This window comes from Pseudomonas pseudonitroreducens (assembly GCF_021603645.1).
Lineage (GTDB): Bacteria > Pseudomonadota > Gammaproteobacteria > Pseudomonadales > Pseudomonadaceae > Pseudomonas > Pseudomonas pseudonitroreducens.
This window is the reverse complement of record NZ_BQHJ01000002.1, coordinates 669,969-695,780: the sequence shown is the minus strand read 5'-3', so window position 1 is coordinate 695,780 and position 25,812 is coordinate 669,969. Positions and strand designations below refer to the sequence as shown.

At 63.5% G+C, this 25,812-nt stretch carries 21 protein-coding genes; 13 read left to right on the top strand and 8 right to left on the bottom strand.

The genetic code is table 11. The features are described 5' to 3' along the window. Positions 1–201: 201 nt before the first annotated feature. Together L6D89_RS07210 and L6D89_RS07205 are read left to right on the top strand one after the other, a co-directional pair. Positions 202–1,572 (top strand): OprD family porin, encoded by a 1,371-nt coding sequence (locus L6D89_RS07210; protein WP_236174332.1) that lies wholly within the window; start codon positions 202–204, stop codon positions 1,570–1,572. A gap of 542 nt (positions 1,573–2,114) precedes the next feature. Beyond that, entirely contained in the window at positions 2,115–3,485 is a 1,371-nt protein-coding gene (locus L6D89_RS07205; RefSeq protein WP_236199288.1) for an OprD family porin, read from the top strand. A gap of 271 nt (positions 3,486–3,756) precedes the next feature. Here L6D89_RS07205 and aguA read toward each other — a convergent pair whose 3' ends face one another. The 4 genes from aguA to L6D89_RS07185 all read right to left on the bottom strand — a co-directional run bounded on the left by aguA (position 3,757) and on the right by L6D89_RS07185 (position 8,514). Then, positions 3,757–4,866 (bottom strand): agmatine deiminase, encoded by a 1,110-nt coding sequence (gene aguA / locus L6D89_RS07200; protein ID WP_236199222.1) that lies wholly within the window; start codon positions 4,864–4,866, stop codon positions 3,757–3,759. Positions 4,867–5,136: 270 nt separating this feature from the next. Further along, a complete protein-coding gene (locus L6D89_RS07195; RefSeq protein ID WP_236199221.1) occupies positions 5,137–5,772 on the bottom strand; it encodes a TetR/AcrR family transcriptional regulator in 636 nt (211 codons plus the stop codon). Positions 5,773–5,827: 55 nt separating this feature from the next. Next, the gene (locus L6D89_RS07190) at positions 5,828–6,889 is read right to left on the bottom strand and encodes a polyamine ABC transporter substrate-binding protein (protein WP_236199220.1); all 1,062 of its coding nucleotides are present in this window, start codon (positions 6,887–6,889) and stop codon (positions 5,828–5,830) included. Positions 6,890–7,134: 245 nt separating this feature from the next. Beyond that, a complete protein-coding gene (locus L6D89_RS07185; protein WP_236174337.1) occupies positions 7,135–8,514 on the bottom strand; it encodes a glutamine synthetase family protein in 1,380 nt (459 codons plus the stop codon). Between the two features lie 278 nt (positions 8,515–8,792). Between L6D89_RS07185 and L6D89_RS07180 the strand changes: the two genes are divergently transcribed. From L6D89_RS07180 to L6D89_RS07145, 8 genes are all read left to right on the top strand, one after another. Then, a complete protein-coding gene (locus L6D89_RS07180) occupies positions 8,793–9,542 on the top strand; it encodes a gamma-glutamyl-gamma-aminobutyrate hydrolase family protein (protein WP_065085315.1) in 750 nt (249 codons plus the stop codon). Between the two features lie 40 nt (positions 9,543–9,582). After that, positions 9,583–10,941 carry a glutamine synthetase family protein gene (locus L6D89_RS07175; RefSeq protein WP_236174338.1) on the top strand — a complete coding sequence of 453 codons (1,359 nt, stop codon included), beginning with the start codon at positions 9,583–9,585 and terminating at the stop codon, positions 10,939–10,941. Positions 10,942–11,002: 61 nt separating this feature from the next. Beyond that, the gene (locus tag L6D89_RS07170) at positions 11,003–12,370 is read left to right on the top strand and encodes an aspartate aminotransferase family protein (protein ID WP_192433254.1); all 1,368 of its coding nucleotides are present in this window, start codon (positions 11,003–11,005) and stop codon (positions 12,368–12,370) included. A gap of 118 nt (positions 12,371–12,488) precedes the next feature. Continuing rightward, complete coding sequence (locus L6D89_RS07165; protein ID WP_054908135.1) at positions 12,489–13,589, top strand: polyamine ABC transporter substrate-binding protein; 1,101 nt, start codon at positions 12,489–12,491, stop codon at positions 13,587–13,589. A gap of 255 nt (positions 13,590–13,844) precedes the next feature. Continuing rightward, a complete protein-coding gene (locus L6D89_RS07160; protein WP_275094712.1) occupies positions 13,845–14,912 on the top strand; it encodes a polyamine ABC transporter substrate-binding protein in 1,068 nt (355 codons plus the stop codon). 151 nt (positions 14,913–15,063) lie between these two features. Next, entirely contained in the window at positions 15,064–16,218 is a 1,155-nt protein-coding gene (locus tag L6D89_RS07155) for an ABC transporter ATP-binding protein (protein ID WP_015479458.1), read from the top strand. 26 nt (positions 16,219–16,244) lie between these two features. Beyond that, on the top strand, positions 16,245–17,126 hold the full coding sequence (locus tag L6D89_RS07150; protein ID WP_089285861.1) for an ABC transporter permease subunit: 882 nt from the start codon (positions 16,245–16,247) through the stop codon (positions 17,124–17,126). After that, positions 17,123–17,995, top strand: a complete 873-nt coding sequence (locus L6D89_RS07145; RefSeq protein WP_024762146.1) for an ABC transporter permease subunit — start codon at positions 17,123–17,125, stop codon at positions 17,993–17,995. The genes L6D89_RS07150 and L6D89_RS07145 overlap by 4 nt, the downstream gene beginning before the upstream one ends. A gap of 410 nt (positions 17,996–18,405) precedes the next feature. Here the strand turns inward: L6D89_RS07145 and L6D89_RS07140 are convergent, their stop codons facing one another. Next, the gene (locus tag L6D89_RS07140) at positions 18,406–20,793 is read right to left on the bottom strand and encodes a penicillin acylase family protein (protein ID WP_236199219.1); all 2,388 of its coding nucleotides are present in this window, start codon (positions 20,791–20,793) and stop codon (positions 18,406–18,408) included. A gap of 107 nt (positions 20,794–20,900) precedes the next feature. On the opposite strand from L6D89_RS07140, the gene L6D89_RS07135 reads away from it, so the two are divergent. After that, positions 20,901–21,950: an AraC family transcriptional regulator gene (locus L6D89_RS07135; protein ID WP_236174340.1), complete on the top strand. Its 1,050-nt coding sequence runs from the start codon at positions 20,901–20,903 to the stop codon at positions 21,948–21,950. 3 nt (positions 21,951–21,953) lie between these two features. On the opposite strand, the gene L6D89_RS07130 is transcribed toward L6D89_RS07135, so the two are convergent. Next, positions 21,954–22,466 carry a transcriptional regulator gene (locus tag L6D89_RS07130; RefSeq protein ID WP_236174341.1) on the bottom strand — a complete coding sequence of 171 codons (513 nt, stop codon included), beginning with the start codon at positions 22,464–22,466 and terminating at the stop codon, positions 21,954–21,956. Positions 22,467–22,554: 88 nt separating this feature from the next. Then, positions 22,555–23,130 carry a DUF6436 domain-containing protein gene (locus L6D89_RS07125; protein WP_236199218.1) on the bottom strand — a complete coding sequence of 192 codons (576 nt, stop codon included), beginning with the start codon at positions 23,128–23,130 and terminating at the stop codon, positions 22,555–22,557. Positions 23,131–23,254: 124 nt separating this feature from the next. Here L6D89_RS07125 and bipL point away from each other — a divergent pair, with 124 nt between their 5' ends. Beyond that, positions 23,255–24,193: a phospholipase BipL gene (gene bipL, locus L6D89_RS07120; protein WP_236199217.1), complete on the top strand. Its 939-nt coding sequence runs from the start codon at positions 23,255–23,257 to the stop codon at positions 24,191–24,193. A 153-nt stretch (positions 24,194–24,346) separates the two neighbouring features. On the opposite strand, the gene L6D89_RS07115 is transcribed toward bipL, so the two are convergent. Further along, positions 24,347–25,087 (bottom strand): hypothetical protein, encoded by a 741-nt coding sequence (locus L6D89_RS07115; protein WP_236199216.1) that lies wholly within the window; start codon positions 25,085–25,087, stop codon positions 24,347–24,349. A 100-nt stretch (positions 25,088–25,187) separates the two neighbouring features. On the opposite strand from L6D89_RS07115, the gene L6D89_RS07110 reads away from it, so the two are divergent. Beyond that, entirely contained in the window at positions 25,188–25,811 is a 624-nt protein-coding gene (locus L6D89_RS07110) for a 2OG-Fe(II) oxygenase (RefSeq protein ID WP_236174345.1), read from the top strand. Position 25,812 lies beyond the last annotated feature (1 nt).

The following is a 25,812-nucleotide window of genomic DNA, read 5'->3' as shown; positions in this document are numbered from 1 at the left end:
ATTCCATTCTTCTGCTGCCCTCCCGCCTGCTTGCCTGCGCTTGAGCCCTGTCTAGGGGAGCGCCGTACACCGCCGAATTACCGCATGCCGAGCGTGCCTGCCACGCCACGGTCGCTGCTTGCCGTTCGGTCGAGCTCCGCTGGAGCCAGTCGTTGTCTCGAATGGCCTGCTTTCCAAGATCAATAAAATGGGGAAATTCCAATGAAAAGCCGCACTCTCACGCAATCGGGCCTCGCGCTCGCCATCGCTGCCGCAGGCCTCGCGCAATCCGCCGTCGCTGGTGGGTTCATCGAAGACAGCAAGGCCAACCTGACCCTGCGCAACTTCTACATCAACACCGACAACCGCAACGGCGATGTCACCGGGACCCAGCCGAACAAGTCCGAGGAGTGGGGCCAGGGCTTCCTGCTCAACTACACCTCCGGCTTCACCGAAGGCACCGTCGGCTTCGGCGTCGATGCCCTGGGCCTGCTGGGCGTGCGCCTGGACAGTGGCAAGGGCACGCACTACAACCCGTCCAGCTCCGCCTATGCCGGCACGGTGTTCCCCACCGATGGTGACGGTCGCGCGGTGGACGACTTCGCCCACCTCGGCGCCACGGGCAAGGTGAAGGTTTCCAGCACTCTGCTGCAGTACGGCACTCTGCTGCCCAAGCTCCCGGTCGTGACCTACAACGATGGCCGCCTGCTGCCGCAGACCTTCGAGGGTGGCCAGGTCACCTCGAACGAGTTCAAGGACCTGACCCTGATCGGCGGCCAGCTGGAGCACGCCAAGGGACGTAACTCGAGCAACAACGAAGGGCTGTCGATCGCCGGCGCCAACAACGCCCAGACTGGCCAGTTCGTCAACAAGTTCTACTACGGCGGCGCCGACTACAAGCTGACCAAGGACCTGACGCTGCAGTACTACTACGGCAACCTGCAGGACTTCTACAAACAGCATTTCCTCGGCCTGCAGCACAACTGGGCGATCGGCCCGGGCGTACTGAAGTCCGACCTGCGCTACTTCCACAGCAGCGACGATGGCAAGAACGGCCACGACAAGACCTACTTCACCAACGGCTACTACGGCAACGGCGTAACCAAGGGTGAGGTCGACAACCGTGCCTGGAGCGGCCTGTTCACCTATACCGTCAGCGGCCACAGCTTCGGCGCCGGCTACCAGCAGCTCAGCGGCGACAGCGACTTCCCGTTCATCAACAACGGCGACGGCGCTACCGCTTACCTGATCACCGACGTGCAGATCGGCAAGTTCCTGCGCGCAGGCGAGCGCACCTGGCAGGTCCGCTACGGCTACGACTTCGCCCAGGCTGGCCTGCCGGGCCTGACCTTCCAGACCCTGTACCTGCACGGCGACAACATCGATACCCGTTACGGCGACAAGAGCGAGTGGGAGCGTGACATCTCCCTGGCCTACGTGATTCCGGACGGCGCCTTCAAGGGCCTGGGCTTCACCTGGAAGAACGCCGCACTGCGCAGTGGCCTGCCGGCGGATTCGCGCACCGGTACCGCCGGGCAGCGCGACCAGGATGAAAACCGCCTGATCGTCAGCTACACCATTCCGCTGCTGTAATCTTCGCGGGCTGAAAAAGCCGCCGACCTCGCCAGAGGCGGCGGCTTTTTTCATGGCACCGGGCGGGCCTGGCGCCGGGCTATCCGGGGGAAATCTCGCTGGTCGAATCCGTGTTCTGAGCCCCCTCTTCGGAGACTTCCCATTCATTTCCGGGAAGGCGCGTGCTGCGCGAAAAAACCAAGCGTGAGCGCGGTCAAAGATCGCGCAAGGGGCTGCCAACTGCCGGCCGATTTCCCACATGGCAGCAGGCCTTCTCATATGGTGGCGCTGGTCGCGCGGACCGGGGGAAGGGCGTCGAGCACGTCTTCCGGTGACTGAGTGACGAAGCGAATGCCGCCTGGGATGTGCCCTGATCATCTGGCGCACCCGGCCATCCGTGGAGCTGCAAGGCGGCGCAGATCGCCCATCGGGGCTCCCTTGCTTCCGTCGACATTCACTCATCCCTGCATCCGCCGTGACCACGACTGCCGTCATCCATTTCGCCGGGCGCACTGCGCCGGCAACCCGGTGACGAGCTTACGAACATGTCATGGGGAATTGCTATGTATTACCGCACGCTCAAGTTTTCCGGTCTGGCCGTGGCCATCGCCACCGCCGGTCTGGCCCAGTCGGCCGCCGCCAGCGGCTTCGTCGAGGACAGCAAGGCCAGCCTCGGCCTGCGCAACTTCTACATCAACCAGGATAACCGCAACGGTTCCGCACAGCCGAGCAAGTCCGAAGAGTGGGGCCAGGGCTTCCTGTTCAACTACGCCTCCGGCTTCACCGACGGCACCGTCGGCTTCGGTGTCGATGCTCTCGGCCTGCTGGGCGTGAAGCTCGACAGCGGCAAGGGCACGCACTACAACCCGGATAGCAGCAACCTGAGCGGCATCACCTTCCCCTCCGATGAACATGGCCGCGCCGTGGACGACTTTGCCAGCCTGGGGATGACCGCCAAGGTCAAGGTTTCGCAGACCGAGCTGCGCTACGGCACCCTGCAGCCCAAGCTGCCGGTGGTGACCTACAACGACGGCCGCCTGTTGCCGCAGACCTTCAGCGGCGGGCAGGTCACCTCCAAGGAATTCCAGGACCTGACCTTCGTGGCGGGCCAGCTCGAGCACATGAAGGGACGTACCTCGAGCAACTCCGATCAGGGGCTGTCCATCGCAGGTGCCAACGCTGGCGGTAAGTCGGGGAACGCCCACTACACCAACAAGTTCTACTACGGCGGTGGCGACTACAAGGTGGGTGAGAACACTACCTTGCAGTACTACTACGGCAACCTGCAGGACTTCTACAAACAGCACTTCCTCGGCCTGCAGAACAACTGGGAGCTGGGCGCCGGCGTACTGAACACCGATCTGCGCTACTTCCGCAGCCGCAACGATGGCAAGAATGGCCATGATGCCGCCTACTCCACCACCGGCTACTACGGTGGCGGCGTCACCCGCGGGAAGGTCGACAACAACGCCTTCAGCGGCCTGTTCACCTATACCATCAGCGGCCACAGCTTTGGCGCCGGTTACCAGCAGCTCAGCGGTGACAGCGATTTCCCGTTCATCAACGATGGCGATGGCGCCACCGCCTACCTGATCACCGATGTGCAGATCGGCAAGTTCCAGCATGCCGGCGAGCGCACCTGGCAGGTACGCTATGGCTATGACTTTGCCAAGGCTGGCCTGCCGGGCCTGAGCTTCCAGACCCTGTACCTGCGTGGTGACAATATCGACACCCGCTACGGCGACAAGAGCGAATGGGAGCGTGATATCTCCCTGGCCTACGTGATTCCGGACGGCAACCTCAAGGGCCTGGGTTTTGCCTGGAAGAATGCTTCGCTGCGCAGTGGCTTGCCCGTCAGTGGTGCCGGCACCGCAACCCAGCGTGACCAGGATGAAAACCGCCTGATCGTCAGCTACAGCATCCCGCTGCTGTAATTCTCGCGGGATAACGAAAAAGCCGCCGACCTCGCAAGAGGCGGCGGCTTTTTCATGGATGCGGAAGACGGCTCTTCGTAGGAGCGAGCTTACTCGCGAACCAGTCCCGTCGCGAAGTCGTTCGCGAGCAAGCTCGCTCCTACAGAGGCACTCCTTCGCCAATGACAAAGGCCGTCGCTCCATTAGGGGCGACGGCCTTTTCATTGCTCAGCGAATCAGCGAATCAGCGAATCAGCGAATCAGCGAATCAGCGAATCAGCGAATCAGCGAATCAGCGTTTCTGCGGCGCTGGCTGCTGCTGGGTGATGCAGTGGATGTTGCCGCCGCCCAGGAGGATTTCGCGGCCGGGCACCATGACGATCTCATGCTCGGGGAAGATGCGCTTGAGGGTAGCTTCGGCTTCGGCGTCCGCCGGGTCGTCGAAGCGCGGGGCGATGATGCCGCCGTTGACGATGAGGAAGTTGACGTAGGAGCCGGCCAGGCGGATCGACGGATCGCGCGGCTGGGTGCCGATCACCAGGTCGATGCCTTCGCACTCGGCTTCGCTCGCGTGGATCGGGCCGGGGATGACGATCTTGTGCACGGTGAGCTGGCGGCCCTTGGCGTCGCGGGCGGTTTCCAGCACGCGCATGGCGGCCTGGCAGCGCTCGTAGTTCGGGTCGTTCTCATCGTCGGTCCAGGCCAGCAGCACTTCACCCGGGCGTACGTAGCAGCAGAAGTTGTCGACGTGGCCGTCGGTCTCGTCGTTGAACAGGCCGTCCGGCAGCCAGATCACGGTGTCGATGGCCAGGTGCTCGCGCAGCACCGCTTCGATCTCTTCGCGGCTCATGTGCGGGTTGCGGTTGTGGTTGAGCAGGCATTCTTCGGTGGTGATCAGCGTGCCTTCGCCGTCCACGTGGATCGAGCCGCCTTCCAGCACGAAGCCTTCGGTGCGGTAGCCGTCGCAACGCTCGATGCCGAGGATCTTGCTCGCCACCTGATCGTCGCGGTGCCAGGGGAAGTACAGGCCGCCTTCCAGGCCACCCCAGGCGTTGAAGGTCCAGTCCACGCCGCGCACTTCACCGCTGTCGTTGGTGACGAAGGTCGGGCCGGTGTCGCGCACCCAGGCGTCGTCGTTACTGATTTCCACCACGCGGATGTTGGCCGCGTCGGCCAGTTGGGCACGGGCGTTTTCGTACTGGCCAGCGGATACACCGACGGTCACCGGTTCGAAGCGGGCGATGGCGCGCGCCACGGCGCTGAAGGCTGCCTGCGCCGGCTTGCCGCCCAGGCGCCAGTTGTCCGGGCGTTCGGGCCAGACCATCCAGGTTTGCGTGTGGGGTTCCCATTCCGCCGGCATGCGGAAGCCATCGGCGCGGGGAGTGCTGGTCAGCGTGGTCATGGGGCGGTCCTTGGTGTTTGCTTCGTGGAAGGGCGAGCCGATAGCCAGCGATGGGTATCGCTGCGCTCCACCCATCCTACGGATCGGGTTGTGTCATTCGAGAAGGCGTCGCCGTCGAGTGCTGCGAGCGGCCAGTATAGGTCGCCTGCCAGGGAACCGCGGCGACGTATTTCCGTGTGGGAGAATTTATATCCGATAAAAATCGGTTTATGAAGGGTGGTTCTGAAATATTTCGCCCGTCTATCCGGATATTTATCGGATAAAAATCGATTATTTCAGGGGCGACAGCCGTTTTGGCAGGCAGGGCGGCAGGTACAGCGACAGGTAGGCGTCGATCACCCGCATGCCTTCTTCGGCCAGGCGCTCGGTGATCTGCCCGTGGCGCTGCACAGAGAGCGCGTAGACACGGTCGCCCAGTTCGATGGCCAGGCTGAACACCTCGATGTCCTGCGGCAGTGGTGGCAGCTCGAAATGGCGCTCGAAGAGTTCGCGCATGGCCTGGCCGAGTTGCACGTCGTGCTGGCTGTCGGCCTGGGTGACTTCGGCGAGGCCGTGGCTGGCGAGGATCAGCTGACGAGCAGCGGCGTCTTCGGCGTACACGGCCAGGGTGCGCTGCTCTACCAGGCGCGCGAGATCACGCCAGTCACGCAGGGCTGCGTGGTCGACGGGCTGCTCGAGGCAGGCGCGGAAGGCGGCATGGACGTCGCTGGTCAAGCCCTGCAGGAGGGCCGGCACGCTGGGGAAAAAGTGATAGACGGAGGAGGGCGGGATATCCGCACGTTCGGCCACCGCGTAGATCGACAGGCCCGCTGCGCCACTCTCGGCCAGCAGGGCGCGGGCGGCTGCGAGGATCACGCCGATGCGTGCCTGGCTGCTGGCGCGGGGCTTGCGGGTGGGAGTGGGCATGCTGACCTCCGGAGCTGGGCGGCTATTGGACGCCAGCTCCGGGGTCCTCGGCAAGTCAGCTGCCGCCAGCGCGCAGCTTGTCCCAGACTTCGGTGATCACCGGGGCGGTCTTCTCCGGCGCGGTTTCCAGGGCAAACAGGCGGCGCTTGGTCTCCTGGTCCGGGTAGAGGCCTGGCTGGTCGCGCAGGGCGGCATCGAGGAACTGTGCAGAATCCTTGTTGCCGTTGGGGTAGAGGGTAGCGGCGGTGACCTGTGCGGCGACCTTGGGTTGCATCATGTAGTCGATGAACTTGAGGGCCAGGTCCGGGTGCTCGGCAGCCGTGGGGATCACCAGGTTGTCGATGAACAGCACCGAGCCTTCCTGCGGCACCACGAAGCGCACCGGCTGGCCGGCGTTGGCCGCACCCAGTGCGTCACCGACCCAGGCCATGGCGACGCACAGCTTGCCGGCGTTGAGGTCCTGGATGTAGCGCTCGCTGTCGATGTAGCGCAGGTTCGGGCGCAGCTCGGCGAGCACTTCGCCGGCGCGGCGGATCTGCGACGGCGCGCTGCGGGCGAAGTTGCGGCCCTGGTAGTTCATCAGCACCGAGAAGGCTTCGTCCGGGGCGTCCAGCAGGCTCATGCCGCAGGCCTTCAGGCGCTGGCTCTGCTGCGGGTCGAAGAGGATGCTCCAGCTGTCGGGCAGCTTGCCGCCGTAGGCCTTCTCCGCCTCGGGCTCGTTGATCGCCAGGCCCACGGCGCCCCACAGATAGGGGACGGCGTGCTGGTTGTTGGGGTCGACGGCGGCCAGCTTGCTCAACAGCTGGGTGTCGAGGTGGCTGCGGTTGGGCAGCTTGCTGAAGTCCAGCGCCTGGATGCGCTTGTCGCGGATCAGCGCCGGCAGGTCGTTGTGCGAGGGCACCGCGACGTCGAATTTCTCGCCGCTTTCCAGGGCCTTCTTGACCTCTTCGGCGGTGCTGTAGGTCGTGTACTCGACGCGGATCCCCGTGTCTTTCTCGAAGTCCTTGAGCACCTCGGGAGCGATGTAGTCGTTCCAGTTGTAGACGCGGATGACCTGGTCGGCCCAGGCGGACAGCGGGCACAACAGCATCAGAATCAAGGCGTACAGGCGTGGCATTGGCGATCTCCCTGAATGAACCACGTAATCAGCGGATGCGGCATAAGCCGCTCGAAAGCGCAACAACAAAGACACGTCAGACGCGATGGGCGCCGCAGCGGGCGGATGGAGACATCGCGAGCAGGAAGGAACGACGGATGTGACTCGCCCTGGCGCCCCTCCTCGCCGTTGCGATGTCGCAGTTCCCCGGGTGTGCCAGAGGCACAAGGAAACGCCGGCACGAGGGCCGGCGTTTCGTTTACCACTTATACGGTGTGCAAGTACCAGTTGTACTCGAGATCGGAGATCGAATACTCGAACTCCTGCATCTCATGCTCCTTGCACGCGACGAAGATGTCGATGTACTCGGGGCTGATGTACTTGTTCATCACATCGCTGTCGTCCAGCTCGCGCAGGGCATCGCGCAAGTTGTTCGGCAGGCTTTGCTCGAGCTGCTCGTAGGCATTGCCTTCGATCGGCGCGCCCGGCTCGACCTTGTTGGTCAGGCCGTGGTGGACGCCGGCCAGAACCGCCGAGAGCAGCAGGTACGGGTTGGCATCGGCACCGGCGACGCGGTGTTCCAGGCGTACCGCTTCTGCCGTTCCAGTAGGAACGCGCAGGGCGACGGTACGGTTGTCCAGGCCCCAGCTCGGTGCGTTCGGCACGAAGAAGGCCGAACCGAAACGGCGGTACGAGTTGACGTTCGGGCAGAGGAACGCCATCGACGCCGGCAGGGTCTCGAGCACACCGCCGATCGCGTGGCGCAACGCGGCGTTCTGCTCGGGATCCTCGCTGGTGAAGATGTTCTTGCCGTCCTTGTCGAGCAGCGAGACGTGGACGTGCAGACCGTTGCCTGCCTGACCCGGATAGGGCTTGGCCATGAAGGTCGAGTCCATCTCGTGGTCGTAGGCGACGTTCTTGATCAGGCGCTTGAGCAGGACGGCGTAGTCGCAGGCCTTCAGGGCGTCGTCAACGTGGTGCATGTTGACTTCGAACTGCGCCGGGGCGCTTTCCTTGACGATGGCGTCGGCCGGGATGCCCTGGGCGCGGGCGCCGTCGATGATGTCCTGCAGGCAGTCGGCGTACTCGTCGAGGTCGTCGATGGAGTAGACCTGGACCGATTGCGGGCGCTTGCCGGAGATCGGCGAACGCGGCGGCTGCGGACGGCCGTTCACGTTCTCCTGGTCGATCAGGTAGAACTCCAGCTCGAAGGCCGCGACGATGGTCAGGCCGATGTCGGTGAACTTCTGCACGACCTGGCGCAGCACTTCCCGCGGGTCGGCGAAGAACGGCGTGCGCTCTTCCATCTCGTGCATGGTCATCAGCAGTTGCGCGGTCGGGCGCTTCTGCCAGGGTTCCATGGAGAGGGTGTTGGGGATTGGGAAACAGACGCGATCCGCGTCGCCAATGTCCAGGCCGAGGCCGGTGCTTTCTACGGTGGAGCCGGTGATGTCGAGAGCGAAGAGAGAGGCGGGGAGGTTGATGCCCTTCTCATAGACTTTGGGCAGGTTGGTGCGTTCGATGCGCTTGCCGCGGACCACACCATTCATGTCTGCAATAAGGAGGTCGACGAACTGGACCTCGGGGTGTTCCTTCAGGAACTCACTCGCTTCTTCGAGCGAAACGGCACTCTGGGGTACCGACATGATGTAACACCTTTATTGTTAAAAATTTCAATCATTCGAAAGCTGAGGTGTGAGTCAATCCGAATTGGCAAGGGTTGTCAATGTCGCACCAAAGTGGGGCGCACCTGTCGTGATGGGCCGTTTTTGGGGCGTTTCGAGCCGCTTTTGATTCGCGGAGAGCCTTTGCTGGCGGGCTGTTCAGTGGGGCGTGTTTGATTTTTTACATGGCTATTGTGTAAAAAAATGAACAAGGCTAAGCTCGGCCTCAAGCCCATAACACTTACAAACACGGGTGTCCCATGTCTCGCCTGCCGTTAATCGGCGTGTCCGCCTGCATCAAGCAGATCGGTTCCAAACCCTACCATGTTGCTGGCGACAAATACCTCAGAGCGCTGATCTCCGGGGCCTCGGGCATTCCTTTGATCATTCCCTCCCTGGGCGATGCCATCGACCAGGAAGACATGTTGGCCGCGTTCGACGGCCTGCTCTTCACAGGCTCGGCGTCGAACGTCGAACCCCATCATTATAGTGGCTCCGCGAGCGTAGCAGGCACCCCTCATGATCCCGAGCGCGACAGCACGACGCTGCCGCTGATCCGCCGCGCCGTCGCGGCCGGGATTCCGGTGCTGGGCATCTGCCGCGGCTTCCAGGAAATGAACGTCGCCTTCGGCGGCTCGCTGCACCAGAAGGTGCACGAGGTCGAAGGCTTCATGGACCACCGCGAACCCGCCGGTGAGCCGATCGAAATCCAGTATGGTCTGCGGCACGTCGTCGATGTGCAGCCGGGCGGCGTTTTCGCCGGTATCGGGCTACCCTCGCAGTTCCAGGTCAACTCCATTCACGGCCAGGGCGTTGATCGTCTGGCGCCCGGCCTTCGTGTAGAAGCTCTGGCGCCTGACGGGTTGGTTGAAGCCTTCTCCGTCGAAGGTGCGGCCTTCGCCGTCGGGGTGCAGTGGCACCCGGAATGGCAGGTCGAAACGAACCCCAACTATCTCGCTATCTTCCAGGCATTCGGCAAAGCCTGCAGCAAGAGGGCGGGGAACCGCTGAGTCCGGCGTTGGGGCCGGGCTCTCAAACCCTGAGGTCTTTATGACTAGCAAGTTAGACCAGCTCAGTGGCTGGTTGAAGGAACGCAAGATCACTGAAGTGGAATGCATGATCGCCGACCTGACCGGGATTGCCCGGGGCAAGATCGCGCCGACTGCGAAGTTCCTCAACGAGAAAGGCATGCGCCTGCCGGAGAGCGTTCTCCTGCAGACCGTGACCGGCGACTACGTCGAGGATGACATCTATTACGACCTGCTGGACCCGGCCGACATCGATATGGTCTGCCGCCCGGACGAGAATGCCGTGTTCCTCGTCCCCTGGGCCATCGAGCCGACCGCGATGGTCATCCACGATACCTACGACAAGCTGGGCAACCCCATCGAGCTGTCGCCGCGCAACGTCCTCAAGCGCGTCCTCCAGCTCTACGCCGACAAGGGCTGGAAGCCGATCGTGGCGCCGGAGATGGAGTTCTACCTGACCAAGCGCAGCGACGACCCCGACTACCCGCTGCAGGCTCCGATCGGCCGTTCCGGCCGCCAGGAGACTGGTCGCCAGTCCTTCTCCATCGACGCGGCGAACGAATTCGACCCGCTGTTCGAAGACATGTACGACTGGTGCGAACTGCAGGGCCTGGATCTGGACACCCTGATCCATGAAGAAGGCACCGCGCAGATGGAGATCAACTTCCGTCACGGCGATGCCCTGGACCTGGCCGACCAGATCGTGGTGTTCAAGCGCACCATGCGTGAGGCCGCCCTCAAGCACAACGTCGCCGCCACCTTCATGGCCAAGCCGATGACCGGCGAGCCGGGCAGTGCCATGCACCTGCACCAGAGCATCGTCGACATCAAGACCGGCAAGAACATCTTCTCCAACGCCGACGGCAGCATGAGCGAGCTGTTTCTGCACCACATCGGTGGCCTGCAGAAGCTGATTCCCGAGGCGCTGCCGCTGTTCGCGCCGAACGTCAACTCGTTCCGTCGCTTCCTGCCCGACACCTCGGCGCCGGTGAACGTGGAATGGGGCGAAGAGAACCGCACCGTGGGCCTGCGCGTACCGGACTCCACCCCGGACAACCGCCGCGTGGAAAACCGCCTGGCTGGCGCCGACGCCAACCCCTACCTGGCTCTGGCCGCCAGCCTGCTGTGTGGCTACATCGGCATGGTCGAAGGCCTCAAACCCAGTGCACAGGTCAAGGGCCGCGGCTATGAACGGCGTAACCTGCGCCTGCCGCTGACCATCGAGGCCGCACTGGAGTGCATGGAAAGCAGCAAGACCCTGGAGAAATACCTGGGTGACAAGTTCATTCGAGGCTACGTCGCGGTGAAGCGCGCCGAGCACGAGAACTTCAAGCGAGTAATCAGTTCCTGGGAGCGCGAGTTCCTCCTGCTTTCTGTCTGATCGGCGTGGGGTCCGGCGCGTGGCCGGGCCCCGTGTTTCTTAGAGAAGAGGTTTTATCAAGATGACTAACCAGACCAGCGCCAACACCCAACACTGGCAGGCGCTCAGCCGCGATCACCACCTGGCTCCGTTCACCGACTACAAGCAGCTGAACGAGAAGGGTGCGCGCATCATCACCAAGGCCGAAGGCGTGTACCTGTGGGACAGCGAGGGCAACAAGATCCTCGATGGCATGGCTGGCCTGTGGTGCGTGAACGTCGGCTACGGTCGCAAGGAACTTGCTGAAGTCGCCTACAAGCAGATGCAGGAACTGCCCTACTACAACCTGTTCTTCCAGACCGCCCACCCGCCGGTGCTGGAGCTGTCCAAGGCCATCGCCGACATTGCCCCCGAAGGCATGAACCACGTGTTCTTCACCGGCTCCGGCTCCGAGTCCAACGACACCGTGCTGCGCATGGTTCGCCACTACTGGAGCATCAAGGGCCAGCCGCAGAAGAAAGTGGTCATCGGTCGCTGGAACGGCTACCACGGCTCCACCGTCGCCGGCGTCAGCCTGGGCGGCATGAAGGCGCTGCACGAGCAGGGCGACCTGCCAATCCCCGGCATCGAGCACATTGCCCAGCCCTACTGGTTCGGCGAAGGCGGCGACATGGACCCGGAAGAGTTCGGCGTCTGGGCGGCCGAGCAGCTGGAGAAGAAGATTCTCGAAGTCGGCGAAGACAAGGTCGCCGCCTTCATCGCCGAGCCCCTGCAGGGCGCGGGCGGCGTGATCATTCCGCCGAAAACCTACTGGCCGAAGATCCGCGAGATCCTCGCCAAGTACGACATCCTGTTCATCGCCGACGAAGTGATCTGCGGCTTCGGCCGTACCGGTGAATGGTTCGGCAGCCAGTACTTCGGCAACGCCCCGGACCTGATGCCGATCGCCAAGGGCCTGACCAGCGGCTACATCCCCATGGGCGGCGTGATCGTTCGCGACGAGATCGTCCATACCCTGAATGAGGGTGGGGAGTTCTACCACGGCTTCACTTACTCTGGTCACCCGGTTGCCGCTGCGGTGGCGCTGGAGAACATCCGCATCCTGCGGGAAGAGAAGATCGTAGAGCGCGTGAAGAACGAAACGGCACCGTATTTGCAACAGCGCTGGCAAGAGCTGGCCGACCATCCCCTGGTAGGCGAAGCCCGTGGGGTAGGCCTGGTGGCAGCACTGGAGCTGGTGAAGAACAAGAAGACCCGCGAGCGCTTCGAAGGCAAGGGTGTCGGGATGCTGTGCCGCGAGCACTGCTTCCGCAACGGTCTGATCATGCGCGCGGTGGGAGACACTATGATTATCTCGCCGCCGCTGGTGATCGAGAAATCGCAGATCGATGACCTGATCACCCTGGCGCGCAAGTGCCTCGATCAAACCGCCGCAGCCGTTCTGTCTTGAGTCTTTCACCGGACCTTTGACAGACTGCGCCTGTGCGTTGGCCAGGCTCACCGGGTGGTGACGGAAGGAGATGTCCACGCCACCCGGAACATCAAGAAAAACAACTGGAGCTACCCGCATGTTCAAGACCTTCGGCAAATCCCTGCTCGCTGTAACGCTGGCGGGCGCTGTGGCTGGTATGGCGCAGGCAGATGACAAGGTGCTGCACGTCTACAACTGGTCGGACTACATCGCGCCGGACACGGTCGACAAGTTCACCAAGGAAACCGGAATCAAGGTCGTCTACGACGTCTACGACAGCAACGAAGTGCTGGAAGCCAAGCTGCTGGCCGGCAAGTCGGGTTACGACATCGTGGTGCCGTCCAACTCCTTCCTCGCCAAGCAGATCAAGGCTGGCGTGTATCAGCCGCTGGACAAGTCCAAGCTGCCGAACTGGAAGAACCTGAACCCGGACATCATGAAGACCCTGGAGATCAGCGACCCGGGCAACCAGTACGCGATCCCCTACATGTGGGGCACCATCGGCATTGGTTACAACCCGGACAAGGTCAAGGCCGCGCTGGGCGACAACGCCCCGGTGGACTCCTGGGATCTGGTGTTCAAGCCGGAAAACATCCAGAAGCTGAAGGCCTGCGGCGTGAGCTTCCTCGACTCGCCGACCGAAATGCTCCCGGCGGCCCTGCACTACCTGGGTTACAAGCCGGATAGCCAGGACCCGAAAGAGCTGAAGGAAGCCGAAGCGCTGTTCCTGAAGATTCGTCCGTACATCTCCTACTTCCACTCCTCCAAGTACATTTCCGATATCGCCAACGGCAACATCTGCGTGGCTATCGGTTACTCGGGTGACGTGTACCAGGCCAAGTCCCGCGCTGAAGAAGCCAAGAACAAGGTCACTGTGAAGTACAACATTCCGAAGGAAGGTGCCGGCGCGTTCTTCGACACCGTCGCCATTCCGAAGGATGCCGAGAACCAGGAAGCTGCGCTGAAGTGGATCAACTTCCTGCTTGAGCCGGCCGTCATGTCCGAGATCACCAACGTCGTGCAGTTCCCGAACGGCAACGCCGCGGCTACCCCGATGGTGAACGACGCTATCCGCAACGACCCGGGCGTGTATCCGACTCCGGAAACCATGAAGAAGCTGTACGCCTTCCCGGACCTGCCGGCGAAGACCCAGCGTCTGATGACCCGCAGCTGGACCACCATCAAGTCCGGCAAGTAATCGGGTAGTCGCTGCCGCCTGGTGCGGCAGCGGATGGTCCGGAACTGCGGCGGGGGAGTTCCCTCCCTCGCCGCAACCGGCAGCAACAAACAGCTTCCATCGGTGGAATGGCTGCGCAAGCCCTGGCGCTCTCGTGCTGATGAAGGGTTCGGCGCTACCCACGGACCGGCCGTCGAAACCCCGGCAGCAACCGACTGAAGTAGTAAAAAACAACGAGAGGACTCACGTGTGCGCATTCCCTTCCGCAGAACCCTGATCGCTGCAGTCTCCCTCCTCGGCCTGACATCGCTTGCCCAGGCGGAGCAGACCGTCCACATCTACAACTGGTCGGACTACATCGGTGAAACCACCCTCGCCGACTTCGAGAAGGAAACCGGTATCAAGCCGGTGTACGACGTCTTCGACTCCAACGAAACCCTGGAAGGCAAGCTCCTGGCCGGTCGCACCGGTTATGACGTGGTCGTGCCCTCCAACCACTTCCTCGGTCGCCAGATCAAGGCCGGTGCGTTCCAGAAGCTCGACAAGAGCCAGCTGCCGAACTGGTCGAACCTCGACCCGCACCTGATGAAACAGCTCGAGGCCAATGACCCGGGCAACGAGTACGGCGTGCCGTACCTGTGGGGCACCAACGGCATCGGCTACAACGTCGACAAGGTCAAGGCCGTGCTGGGTGTCGACAAGATCGATTCGTGGGCCGTCCTCTTCGAGCCCGAGAACATGAAGAAGCTCAGCCAGTGCGGCGTCGCCTTCCTCGATTCGGGCGACGAGATGATGCCGGCCGTGCTCAAGTACATGGGGCTGGACCCCAACAGTACCAACCCGGACGACTACAAGAAGGTGGAGGACAAGCTGATGAAGGTGCGTCCGTACGTCACCTACTTCCACTCCTCCAAGTACATTTCCGACCTGGCCAACGGCAACATCTGCGTCGCGGCCGGTTTCTCCGGTGACGTGTTCCAGGCCGCCAACCGTGCCAAGGAAGCTGGCAAGGGCGTGAACATCGCCTACGCCATTCCCAAGGAAGGCGCCAACCTCTGGTTCGACATCCTCGCCGTGCCGAAGGATGCCTCCAACCCGAAGGCGGCCCACGCGTTCATCAACTACCTGCTCAAACCCGAAGTGATCGCCAAGGTCAGCGACTACGTCGGTTACGCCAACCCGAACCCCAAGGCTGGCGAATTCATGGATGAGTCCGTGCGCAACAATCCTGAGGTGTACCCATCCCAGGAGGTTCTCGACAAACTCTTCGTGCAGCATGAGCTGCCGCCGAAGATCCTGCGCCTCATGACCCGTTCCTGGACCAAGATCAAGTCGGGCAAGTAAGACGGATTTCCCCAAATCCGTCCGCGCGGGCACGGAGCGTCGGAGAGCCTCTCGAAAGGTTTTCCGACGCACGTAAACTGCGCCAGCCCTGAGTAATACCAAGCATGCCCGGCCGCGGGGGCCGGGCCTCTATGATTTGGGAGTTGTGGTAATGGCAATAGCCTCCGGTGCCTACAAGAAAGCCTTGAGTGGCGACCAGAAACCGAAAGAGGTTCTGGTAAAAATCGACCGGGTCAGCAAGCAGTTCGACGAAACGCTGGCTGTGGACAGCGTGTCCCTGGACATCAAGAAAGGCGAGATCTTCGCCCTGCTCGGTGGTTCGGGTTCGGGCAAGTCGACCCTGCTTCGCATGCTGGCTGGTTTCGAGCGTCCCACTGAAGGTCGCATCTTCCTCGATGGCCAGGACATTACCGACCTGCCGCCCTATGAGCGGCCGATCAACATGATGTTCCAGTCCTACGCCCTGTTCCCCCACATGAGCGTGGCGCAGAACATCGCCTTCGGCCTGAAGCAGGACGGCCTGCCCAAGGCAGAGATCGACAAGATCGTCGACGAGATGCTCAAGCTCGTGCAGATGACCCAGTACGCCAAGCGCAAGCCGCACCAGCTCTCCGGTGGCCAGCGTCAGCGCGTGGCCCTGGCCCGCTCCCTGGCCAAGCGTCCGAAGCTGCTGCTGCTCGACGAGCCCATGGGCGCGCTGGACAAGAAACTGCGTTCGCAGATGCAGCTGGAACTGGTGGAGATCATCGAGCGCGTGGGCGTGACCTGCGTGATGGTGACCCACGACCAGGAAGAGGCCATGACCATGGCCCAGCGCATCGCCATCATGCACCTGGGCTGCATCGAGCAGATCGGCAGCCCGATGGACATCTACGAGACGCCGGCCAGCCGCCTGATCTGCGAGTTCATCGGCAACGTAAATCTGTTCGACGGCGAGATCGTCGAGGACCTGCAGGACCACGCGGTCATCGCCTGCCCGCAGCTGGAAAACCCGATCTACATCGGCCACGGCATCAGCACCCGTGCCGAGAACAAGCGCATGACCTACGCACTGCGTCCGGAAAAGGTCATGGTCAGTGCGCAGAAGCCGGAAAACCTGGAACACGAAGGCTTCAACGTCGCCCAGGGCACCGTGCATGACATCGCCTACCTGGGCGGTCATTCGGTGTACTACATCAAGCTGGCCTCGGGCTTCATCGTCCAGGCCTTCATGGCCAACGCCGAGCGCCACGTCGCGCGCCCGACCTGGGACCAGCCGGTTTACATCAGCTGGTACGACGACAGCGGTGTGGTACTGCAATCATGAACATCAGCAAATCGCTCATGAAACGCCTGCCGAACGGCCGGCATGCCGTGATCGGTGTGCCGTTCTTCTGGCTGTTCCTGTTCTTCCTGCTGCCCTTCGCCATCGTGCTGAAGATCAGTCTGGCGGCAGCGGACGTGGCCATTCCGCCGTACACCGAAGTGTTCCAGTACGCCGACCAGACGCTCCAGGTCGTGATGAACCTGGGCAACTACCTGATGCTGACGGACGACCCGCTCTACATCGACGCCTACCTGGGCTCGCTGAAGATGGCGGCGATCAGCACCTTCCTCTGCCTTGTGATCGGATACCCGATGGCCTACGCCATCGCTCGCGCCAGCAAGGAAATGCAGACCGTCCTGCTGCTGCTGATCATGATGCCGACCTGGACGGCGATCCTGATCCGCGTGTACGCGTGGATGGGCATCCTGTCCAACAATGGCCTGCTCAACAGCTTCCTGATGTGGCTGGGCATCATCAACGAGCCACTGACGATCCTCAACACCAACTTCGCGGTGTACATCGGTATCGTCTACTCGTACCTGCCGTTCATGGTCATGCCGCTCTACGCCAACCTGGTGAAGCACGACATGAGCCTGCTGGAAGCCGCGTCCGACCTCGGCGCGCGCAGCTTCACCAGCTTCTGGAAGATCACCGTACCGCTGTCCAAGAACGGCATCATCGCCGGCTGCATGCTGGTGTTCATCCCGGCGGTGGGCGAGTTCGTGATCCCGGAACTGCTCGGCGGCCCGGAGACCCTGATGATCGGCAAGGTGCTGTGGCAGGAGTTCTTCAATAACCGTGACTGGCCGGTGGCTTCCGCCCTTGCCGTGGTGATGCTGGCAATCCTGATCATCCCCATCATCCTCTTTAACAAGAACCAGGCTAAAGAGCTGGAGGGCAAGGTATGAACAAGCGTTGGTCGTTCTCCAACATCATGCTGGTGTTGGGCCTGCTCTTCATCTACGTGCCGATGATCATCCTGGTCATCTACTCGTTCAACGGCTCCAAGCTGGTGACCGTCTGGGGCGGCTGGTCGGTGAAGTGGTACGTCGGCCTGCTGGACAACCAGCAGCTCGTCGGTTCGGTGTTCCGCTCCCTGGAGATCGCCTGCTACACCGCGATCTCCTCGGTGGCCCTGGGCACCCTGGCGGCCTTCGTGCTGACCCGCATCCCGCGCTTCCGTGGCCGTACGCTGTTCGGCGGCATGGTTACCGCGCCGCTGGTCATGCCCGAGGTGATCACCGGTCTGTCGCTGCTGCTGCTGTTCGTCGCCATGGCCCAGCTGATCGGCTGGCCGCAGGAACGCGGCATCGTGACCATCTGGATCGCCCACACAAGCTTCTGCTCGTCCTACGTGGCGGTGGTGGTGTCGGCGCGCCTGCGTGAACTGGACCTGTCCATCGAGGAAGCGGCCATGGACCTGGGCGCCAAGCCCTGGAAAGTGTTCATGCTGATCACCATCCCGATGATCGCGCCGTCGCTGGCGGCGGGCGGCATGATGTCCTTCGCCCTGTCGCTGGATGACCTGGTGCTGGCCAGCTTCGTGTCCGGCCCTGGCTCCACCACCCTGCCGATGGAAGTGTTCTCCGCCGTACGCCTGGGCGTGAAGCCGGAGATCAACGCCGTAGCCAGCCTGATCCTGCTGACCGTTTCGCTGTTCACCTTCTTCGCCTGGTACTTCACCCGCCAGGCCGAAGAGCGTCGCAAGCGCGCGATCCAGGAAGCCATGGAGTCCAATGCGACCGATTGGCAGAAGGGTTCGACAGCCACCGCCTGACGCCGTCTTGTCGGCCGGTTGAATCCGGCGATTGTCGAACCACGGGCCACCTTCGGGTGGCCCGTGTTTTTTGCATACACGTTATTCCGAAGTGCTTGGAAAATCGGGATTTATCGGAAAAATCCGTGGGTCGCAAAGGCTCGCTCCCGGCTGATTGCGAACTACGCTTGAAGTGTTCGGATGCGTTGTCCGGTCACCCCCCCGAACCAGGACCGGGCCGCGCCGCCGGCAAACTTCCAGTGACGCCTTATGGCACTCCGTGCGGGAGACGGCGCCCAATACAACACCCCGATCGTTATCCCTTGGGGAAATAACGCGCCAGGGAGCTTCGGCATCTCCCGCAACACTCTCTGACCATGCACCTATGAAAAACCCCGCAGGAGCGGGGTTTTTCATTTCCGGCAGGCGACTCAGCGACGGACGGGGATCAGTCGCAGGATGCCCTTGGTGTTGGCCTTCACCTCGTTGTCATCGTAGTGCTGTGGCAGGTACTGGCCTTCGATGTAGGCCTCGGCCTGGTCATCGTAGTGCTTGTCGAAGGGCACGCCGCTCTGGCCTACCGGGTTGATGCCCAGGCTATGAGCCGGGTCGGCGAAGTCGATCAGGCGACGGGTGGAGGGGCCGTAGACCACCTGCCACGGCGCCGGGCCGACGCGGGCGGACAGGTTGTTCGGTACCTCGTGGCCGCCCGGTGCGGCGAATGGGCCGACGTTGAAGAGGCGATCCAGCGGCTTCTGCTGGCCCAGCGGATGGCCATGGGTGAGGGTGTGCGCCTTGCCCCACTGCCACTGCTTCGAGTCCTGGCCGAGTTTGGCGCGCAGGTGCGCCAGGCTGTCCTTCCAGGCGGCCTTGACGATATCGGTGCGGGTTTCCTTCTGTGGCGTCTTGCGGTTGTCCCACCAGGGCGAGTTTTCGTCTGCGGCCAGGCGCGGCAGGGCCACGTCGAGCACGCGGGTGGAGAGCAGGTTGTCGAAGAAGGCATCGCCCATTTCGTCGCGCATGGCGCCGTCGGCCACCTGGTAGAGCAACTGGTTGAACACCGTGGCGGTGACCGAGTCCAGCGGATGATCGCCCTGCCAGTTGGCCAGGTTGTCCACCAGCGCCTTCTCTTCGTCGGTTGCCGCCGCTTCGCGCAGGATCGGCAGCAATGGCTTGAGGATGCGCGGGCCGTAGCCGGTGGCGGTGTCCAGTTGCAGCGCCTGGCTGTTCTGCAGATCCCATTTCACCGAATCATCAGACAGGCGCTTGTTCAGTTGCTGGCCGCGATCGGGCAGGTTGTAGTAGCCCGGCACCGGGCGGCCGTTGGCCGGTACCGGCTGGAAATTGGCGGAGACGATGTAGCCGCGCGCCGGGTTTTCTTCCTGCGGGTTCTCGCTGAAGGGGTAGAAGCCGGTCTTGTCGGCCTGGCCGCTGGCGCCGTCGAGCAGGAAGTTCGGGTTGACCCCGTCCGGGCGCACCGGCAACTGTGCCGAAGCCCACCAGCCGATGTCGCCGCGGGCGTTGGCCCAGACCACGTTGAGGCCCGGCGACTGGATCTTCGAAGCCGCGGTGCGCGCCTTGGCCAGGGTATCGGCACGGTTCAGCTCGTAGAAGGCGTCGAGGATCGGGTTCTGCGTCTCCAGGAAGGCCCACCACATGGCCACCGGGGTCTTGCCCGCGGCAGTGCCCAGCGCGTCGTTGACCAGCGGGCCGTGGGGCGAGCTGCGCAGGGTGATCTTCACCGGCGCCTCGCCTTTCACGGCGATGCTCTGTTCCTCGCTCTTCAGGTCGACCCACTGGCCGTGGTACCAGACCTGGTTGGGGTTGTCCGGGTTGACCTTCTCGGCGACCAGATCGACGTCGTCGTTCTGGAACATGGTCAGGCTCCAGCCGAACTGCAGGTTGTGGCCCAGCGAGGCGAACGGGTTGAGCGCCTGGTAGTGGCCGTACAGCTCGAAGCCCGGCGCGCTGGCCTGCATCTCGTACCACACCGCCGGTACGGCGAAGCGGATGTGCGGGTCACCCGCCAGCAGCGGCTTGCCGCTTTTCGTGCGGCTGCCGGACACCGCCCAGGCGTTGCTACCCTCGAACTGCGGCAGGCCGGCCTTTTCCAGCGCGGCATGGCTCAGGCGGGCGATGGCGCTCAGGTCCTGCCAGTCGGCAGCGGCCAGTGCCTTGGGGGTCATCACGCCTTCGGGGTGCCAGTCGAGGTCGAAGACTTTCAGGTAGTCCGCGCCCAGCTCGTCGCGCACGTAGGTCAGCACCGGTTCGGTACGGAAGGCGGCGGCGAAGCTGTAGGCCATGTAGCCGGCGACGCTGACGGTGTCCTCGGGGGTGAACGGGCGCTTGGGAATGCCGAGTATGTCGAACTCCACCGGGCGCGGGTGGCTGTCCTGGAACTGGTTGACACCGTCCAGATAGGCGACCAGCGCCTTCCAGGCCGGGGAATTCTTGTCCTGCGTCTTTACGTACTCCGCCGCGTGGTCGCGGATGCGCAGGCTACGGAACATGCGGTCGGTATCCACCAGCTTGGGTCCGAGCACCTCGGCCAGCTCGCCACGGGACAGGCGTCGCAGGATTTCCATCTGGAACAGGCGGTCCTGGGCGTGGACATAGCCAATCGCCCGGTACATGTCCTCCTCACTGCCAGCCTTGATATGCGGCACGCCACGTTCGTCGTAGCGAACCGTGACTTCGCTGGCAAGGCCGGCGAGGGACAGTTGTCCGTCGCGTACCGGCTGTTTGCCATGCAGGTACCAGCCAGCGCCCGCCGCGGCAGCGGCGACCACGACAGCGAGGACAGTCAAAGTGCGTTTCATGCGGCAACTCCTTGTTGTTATGCCGCGATTCTGCAGCGGATGTTGCTTGTCGCTCATTGACCAAATGTCTCTTGACTGGAATTCTCTGGTCAATCCAAGGAGTGATCATGGCCGCCTCAGAGCTGAACTTTCTCGCCACTCCGGCGCTGACCCAGTCCGCCACACTGCGCCGGCAACTGTACGAGGCGCTCTCGGTGCTGGGCTTCGACCCGACCGACGTCTACCGCCAGGCCCTGCAGAAGGTGCGCCTGCCGCCGCCGGCGCAGAGTGGTCGACTGGTGCATGACGACGCCCCGCTGTTCTGGACCACGCTCGACGACATCACCGGCGACCCCGACATCGGCCTGCATCTGGGCGAGGCGATGAAGCCGCGCCTGCTCGATGTGGTGGGTTACCTGCAGATGGCCAGCGGCGACCTGCGCGAGGCCCTGCACAGCTTCCTGCGCTTCCAGCACATCCTTTCCGGCGGCTTTGCCGCACAGATGCGCGAGGAGGGCGAACAGGTGCGGCTGATCCTCGACCTCAACTACCTGGGCATCAGCAACCTGCGCCAGCAGATGGAGTGCCTGATGCTGCTGTTCCTCAAGCAACTGGCACTGATCACCGATGACGAGTTCCAGCCCCTGGCCATCGAGTTTCGCCATCCCCAGCCACGCCGGCTGAGCGAGCATCGGCGGCTGTTCGGCATGACGCCGAGCTTCGCCAAAGCCAATGATGCATTGCTGTTCGACCGCGCCCTGCTGGCCCGGCCATCACGCACCGGCAACCCGGTACTGCACCGTTTGCTCACCGAGCACGCACGGGAGCAACTGGGGACGCTGGACGAAAATGATCTGCTCAATCGCCTGCGCTACCTGCTCGCCATTCGGCTGGGGGGGGAGGCATGCACGCTGCAGAGCTGCGCCCGTGAGCTCGGCGTGCGTCCCGGGTTGCTGCAACGCAACTTGGCGAGCCGCGCGCAAACCTTCAGGGAGGTGCGGGAAGAGGTGCGCCGGCAGCGTGCGGCGCAATTGCTGGAGCAAGGCGTGGCGATTCGTGAAGTGGCGCGGGCCTGTGGCTTCGCCGAGCTGTCGCCGTTCTATCGCGCGTTCAAGCGCTGGTACTCGGTGCCGCCTGAGCGCTATCGCCAGCGCCTGCAGGGCGGCACCGAAGGCTGAGGGTTACTCGGCCAGCGGGATTTCCCGGCTGACTTCCAGCAGCGCCATGGCATCGAGCTGGTCTTCGATCTGCAGGAAGCGCAATGCGCGCTGCGGCGAGACTTCCTTGGCGATGCGCTTGAGGTACTTCTCCTTCAGCTCCTGGCGGTCGTCCTGCAACTCCAGCACCTGCTTCTGCAGCTTGGCCGCGTCGTCGTTGCTCACGGTGCCGGTGTTATAGCTGTTGGCGTAGTCGATGATGATCGCCAGGGTCTGCTTGCTCAGCTTGTCCGCTTCGGTGCGGTAGCTGTTGTAGATCGGCCAGAACTTCTCGGTCTCCTGCGGGGTGAGCTTCATGTTGGCTTCGACGATGCGCTTGCGCTTGTAGTCGATGTCGGCGATGCGATTGTTGATGGCCTGCTTGTGCTGCTGCATGACCTGGCTGCTGCTGGGGGTATCTTCGGCGTGGGCGGCCAGTGGCAGGACAAGTCCGGTGGAGAGAGCGGCGCAGAAGGCGAGTGCGGAATGAAGACGCATGCGAAAAGCTCCTTGGTAGCGATCGGCCCTTCATGGGCCGGCGAACCAAGTGTAGTCACGGATTGGCCTTCGTCTTCGTTGATGCGGCTCAGTGCTTCGCGCTGCCCCAGGGGCAATAGCAGCCCACCGCCAGGGTATGGGTGGCGTTCACCTGGCGCCCCTGCACCAGGGCGTCGAGGATCGGCTCGATGAAGCTGTTGCCCGAGGTGCATACCGCGCCCTCGCTGTAGGGCCCGACGTAGGCCAGCTTGCCCTGGGCGTCCCAGATCGCCACGGCGGGGCTGGCCGGTAACTGATCGGCGCCGGGCAGCGAGTCCAGCGCGCGCATGGCGTTCAGCGTATCGGGCAGCTGGCCGCGGCTGCCGGGCTTCTGCACGGCGAAGAACTCCACGCCTTGCGGGCCGAAGCGCTGGATCAGCTCGGCGAGGTGCTGCTGGTTGCCGACATTGCACGGGCAGGCTGGGTCCCAGAAGTGCACCAGGCGGATCTTGCCCGGGCCTGCCAGTTGCGCGGGCAGCATCAGATGGTCGCCGGAAAACAGTTGCGGCTGGTGGCTGAACGGACGGATGTAGCGGTTCTCGTACCACCAGTAGGTGGCGAGCAGCGCGCCCAGGCAGAGCGCGGCGATCAGCCAGGTGAGCAACGGTTTGCGGCGTGAGGACATGGCGTCGACCAGGGGCAGAGTCGGTAAGATAGCCGACAAGCTTGCCACGGGGGCGGGCGCGACGAGAATATCCCCTCGTTGCGCGCGCTACCTTCGTCACCCGCCTGCCAGAAGCGAAAAGCCCATGCCTGAAGCCTTCCAGCCCGATCTGCTGCGCACCTTGCTGCGACCTCTGACCGCAGAGGCGAACGAGGTCGGCATCGCGCTGTACCAGCATTTCTACGGCCTGGACCTGCACCTGCGGCATCCGGGCCTGCAGAGCCGCCTGGGCACCTTCGAGGCCGGCGGCTACCAGATCGCCGCGCAATACTGGCGGCCGTTGCTGGCGCGCGGGACCGTCGTGCTGCTGCACGGCTACTACGACCACATGGGCCTGTACCGCCACGTGATCGACTGGGCGCTGGGCATGGGCTTCGCGGTGCTCGCCTGTGACCTGCCGGGCCACGGCCTGTCGGGCGGCGCTGCTGCCAGCATCGGCGACTTCGCTGAATACCAGGTAGTGCTGGGTGCGCTGCTAAACCAGGCCCAGGTGCTGGACCTGCCGCAGCCCTGGCATCTCTGTGGGCAGAGCACCGGTGGCGCGATCCTGCTGGACTACCTGCTGACTGGCGCGCCGCGCCCGGAGCTGGGCCGTACCATCCTGCTGGCGCCGTTGGTGCGACCACGCGCCTGGGGTTGGTCGAAGTTCAGCTACCAGCTGCTGCGGCCCTTCGTGGACTCCATCCCGCGACGCTTCAGCGAGAATTCCAACGACGCCGAATTCCTCGCTTTCCTGCGCGACCAGGATCCGCTGCAGCCGAAGACCCTGCCCACGGCGTGGGTCGGTGCGCTGGCGCGCTGGATTCCGCGCATCGAGGCGGCTGGCCATGGTGCGCAGAGTCTGCTGGTGGTGCAGGGCGACGCCGACGAGACGGTGGACTGGCGCTACAACTTGAAAGTGCTGGAGGAGAAGTTCGAGAAGATCGAATGCCTGCTGCTCACCGGCGCTCGGCATCATCTGGCGAACGAGAGCGAAACGCTGCGGCGGCGTTACTTCGATTTTCTCAGCGAGCGGATGGCGTAGCAGGGGTAAATCGGGGAAGGGGGTCGCTGTAGTTGAGGGTGTGTCCTTCACTCCTTGCGCCATGATCCTCAGGCGCCACCCTCTGTACAGCGGGTGCCATTCTAGGGGGAGCGTTCCTCGGAGTGGTCCTCAAGCAGCGTAGGTCTATTCCTATCACTGCCCGCTGGAGGAAACCGACAAGCCTGCCTTGAGCGCGGCCAGGGCTGCCCGGTAGTAGTTGCGGCCGGCTGGCGATTCGCTGAAGTCGGCGAACTGGCCCAGCTCGGCATCGCTCAGGTCGCGATAGACGTAGAGCAGGGTGTTGTCGAGATCGGCGCCGATCTGGCCCATCAGCTTCTGCCGTTGGCCTTCGAGCATGCCCTGGGTGGTGCCGCCACCCAGCAGGCCGGGGAGCATCTGGCTGAGGCTGTCGGCGGCCACGCTGGCCAACGCCAGGCTGACTTCGGCGCCAGCTTCGCGGGCCGGCAGCACCTGGCTCAGGCGATGAATGACCTGCTTGCGTGCATCGCTGGCCTGCTGGCGTGGCAGGCCACCGGCGTATTTCTGCAGCTGGTCGCTGCGGGTGGCCAGGGTCTCCGCACCGGCGACCTTGCGGCCCAGCGGGGATTCGAAGAAATTCACCGCTGCCGTGCTGTCCGGCAGGTTCTGGCGCAGGCCGTTGAGGGCACGCTGGTCGATGTCGGCGGGGGCGAAGCGCTGGTTGCTGTTGTCCACCAGCGTCTGGTACAGCGCAGGCGGCAGGTTGCCCTGGTAGCGCTTCTGCGCGGCGTGCAGGGCGTCATTGAAGTGCGCTCGCTGTTCCGGCCAGCCGGCGGCCTGGTACAGGCGCTGGTAGTTGTCGGCCAGGGCAGGCATGCCCAGTACAAGAAGGGTGAGGGCCAGCAGTACGCGCATTGCAACTCCTTTTGGGCGGCAGGGTTCGCTCGCCGGGGGCTATTGTCGGCAAGGCTTGCCCTGCTTGTCGAGACACTGGCGCCGGACGTTACAATGCGCCATGCAATTCGACGCCGATTCCCTTCTTCTACAAAGCATCGTTGACGACCTCGCCGACAAGGGCTGGTCGCAGCAGGACGCCTTCCTTCCCGATGCCCTGATCGCCCAGCTGGCGAGCGAGTGCCGTGCCCGCGATGCGGCCGGCAAGCTGGCCGCCGCCGCGATTGGCCGTGGCGACGGGCAGGCCGTGCGCGAAGGCGTCCGCGGCGACCGCATCCAGTGGCTGGAGCCCGGCCAGTCCGAGGCCTGCGACCTCTACCTGAATGCACTGGACGAGTTGCGCCGGCAGATCAACCGCACGCTCTTCCTGGGCCTGGAAGACTTCGAAGGGCACTTCGCGCTCTACCCGCCGGGGGCGTTCTACCAGAAGCACCTGGATCGCTTCCGCGACGATGATCGCCGCACCGTCTCGGCGGTCTTCTACCTCAACCGCGACTGGTCGGCGGCGCAGGGGGGCGAGCTGCGGATGTATCTCCCCGACGAACGGACGCTGGACCTGCCGCCGCTGGCCGGCCGGCTGGTGGTATTCCTCTCCGGCGACTTCCCCCACGAAGTGCTGCCGGCCAGCCACGAGCGGCTGTCGCTCACCGGCTGGTTCCGCCGCCGCGGTGACGCTCTGCTCTAAG

What these genes read in the sequence shown, in the direction of transcription:
- L6D89_RS07205 (WP_236199288.1), top strand. Translation starts at nt 2,115, where the DNA reads ATGTATTACCGCACGCTCAAGTTTTCCGGTCTGGCCGTGGCCATCGCC.
- L6D89_RS07130 (WP_236174341.1), bottom strand. Translation starts at nt 22,466, where the DNA reads ATGCGTCTTCATTCCGCACTCGCCTTCTGCGCCGCTCTCTCCACCGGA.
- L6D89_RS07155 (WP_015479458.1), top strand. Translation starts at nt 15,064, where the DNA reads ATGGCAATAGCCTCCGGTGCCTACAAGAAAGCCTTGAGTGGCGACCAG.
- bipL (WP_236199217.1), top strand. Translation starts at nt 23,255, where the DNA reads ATGCCTGAAGCCTTCCAGCCCGATCTGCTGCGCACCTTGCTGCGACCT.
- L6D89_RS07125 (WP_236199218.1), bottom strand. Translation starts at nt 23,130, where the DNA reads ATGTCCTCACGCCGCAAACCGTTGCTCACCTGGCTGATCGCCGCGCTC.
- aguA (WP_236199222.1), bottom strand. Translation starts at nt 4,866, where the DNA reads ATGACCACGCTGACCAGCACTCCCCGCGCCGATGGCTTCCGCATGCCG.
- L6D89_RS07140 (WP_236199219.1), bottom strand. Translation starts at nt 20,793, where the DNA reads ATGAAACGCACTTTGACTGTCCTCGCTGTCGTGGTCGCCGCTGCCGCG.
- L6D89_RS07190 (WP_236199220.1), bottom strand. Translation starts at nt 6,889, where the DNA reads ATGCCACGCCTGTACGCCTTGATTCTGATGCTGTTGTGCCCGCTGTCC.
- L6D89_RS07185 (WP_236174337.1), bottom strand. Translation starts at nt 8,514, where the DNA reads ATGTCGGTACCCCAGAGTGCCGTTTCGCTCGAAGAAGCGAGTGAGTTC.
- L6D89_RS07145 (WP_024762146.1), top strand. Translation starts at nt 17,123, where the DNA reads ATGAACAAGCGTTGGTCGTTCTCCAACATCATGCTGGTGTTGGGCCTG.
- L6D89_RS07135 (WP_236174340.1), top strand. Translation starts at nt 20,901, where the DNA reads ATGGCCGCCTCAGAGCTGAACTTTCTCGCCACTCCGGCGCTGACCCAG.
- L6D89_RS07115 (WP_236199216.1), bottom strand. Translation starts at nt 25,087, where the DNA reads ATGCGCGTACTGCTGGCCCTCACCCTTCTTGTACTGGGCATGCCTGCC.
- L6D89_RS07175 (WP_236174338.1), top strand. Translation starts at nt 9,583, where the DNA reads ATGACTAGCAAGTTAGACCAGCTCAGTGGCTGGTTGAAGGAACGCAAG.
- L6D89_RS07180 (WP_065085315.1), top strand. Translation starts at nt 8,793, where the DNA reads ATGTCTCGCCTGCCGTTAATCGGCGTGTCCGCCTGCATCAAGCAGATC.
- L6D89_RS07110 (WP_236174345.1), top strand. Translation starts at nt 25,188, where the DNA reads ATGCAATTCGACGCCGATTCCCTTCTTCTACAAAGCATCGTTGACGAC.
- L6D89_RS07210 (WP_236174332.1), top strand. Translation starts at nt 202, where the DNA reads ATGAAAAGCCGCACTCTCACGCAATCGGGCCTCGCGCTCGCCATCGCT.
- L6D89_RS07170 (WP_192433254.1), top strand. Translation starts at nt 11,003, where the DNA reads ATGACTAACCAGACCAGCGCCAACACCCAACACTGGCAGGCGCTCAGC.
- L6D89_RS07165 (WP_054908135.1), top strand. Translation starts at nt 12,489, where the DNA reads ATGTTCAAGACCTTCGGCAAATCCCTGCTCGCTGTAACGCTGGCGGGC.
- L6D89_RS07195 (WP_236199221.1), bottom strand. Translation starts at nt 5,772, where the DNA reads ATGCCCACTCCCACCCGCAAGCCCCGCGCCAGCAGCCAGGCACGCATC.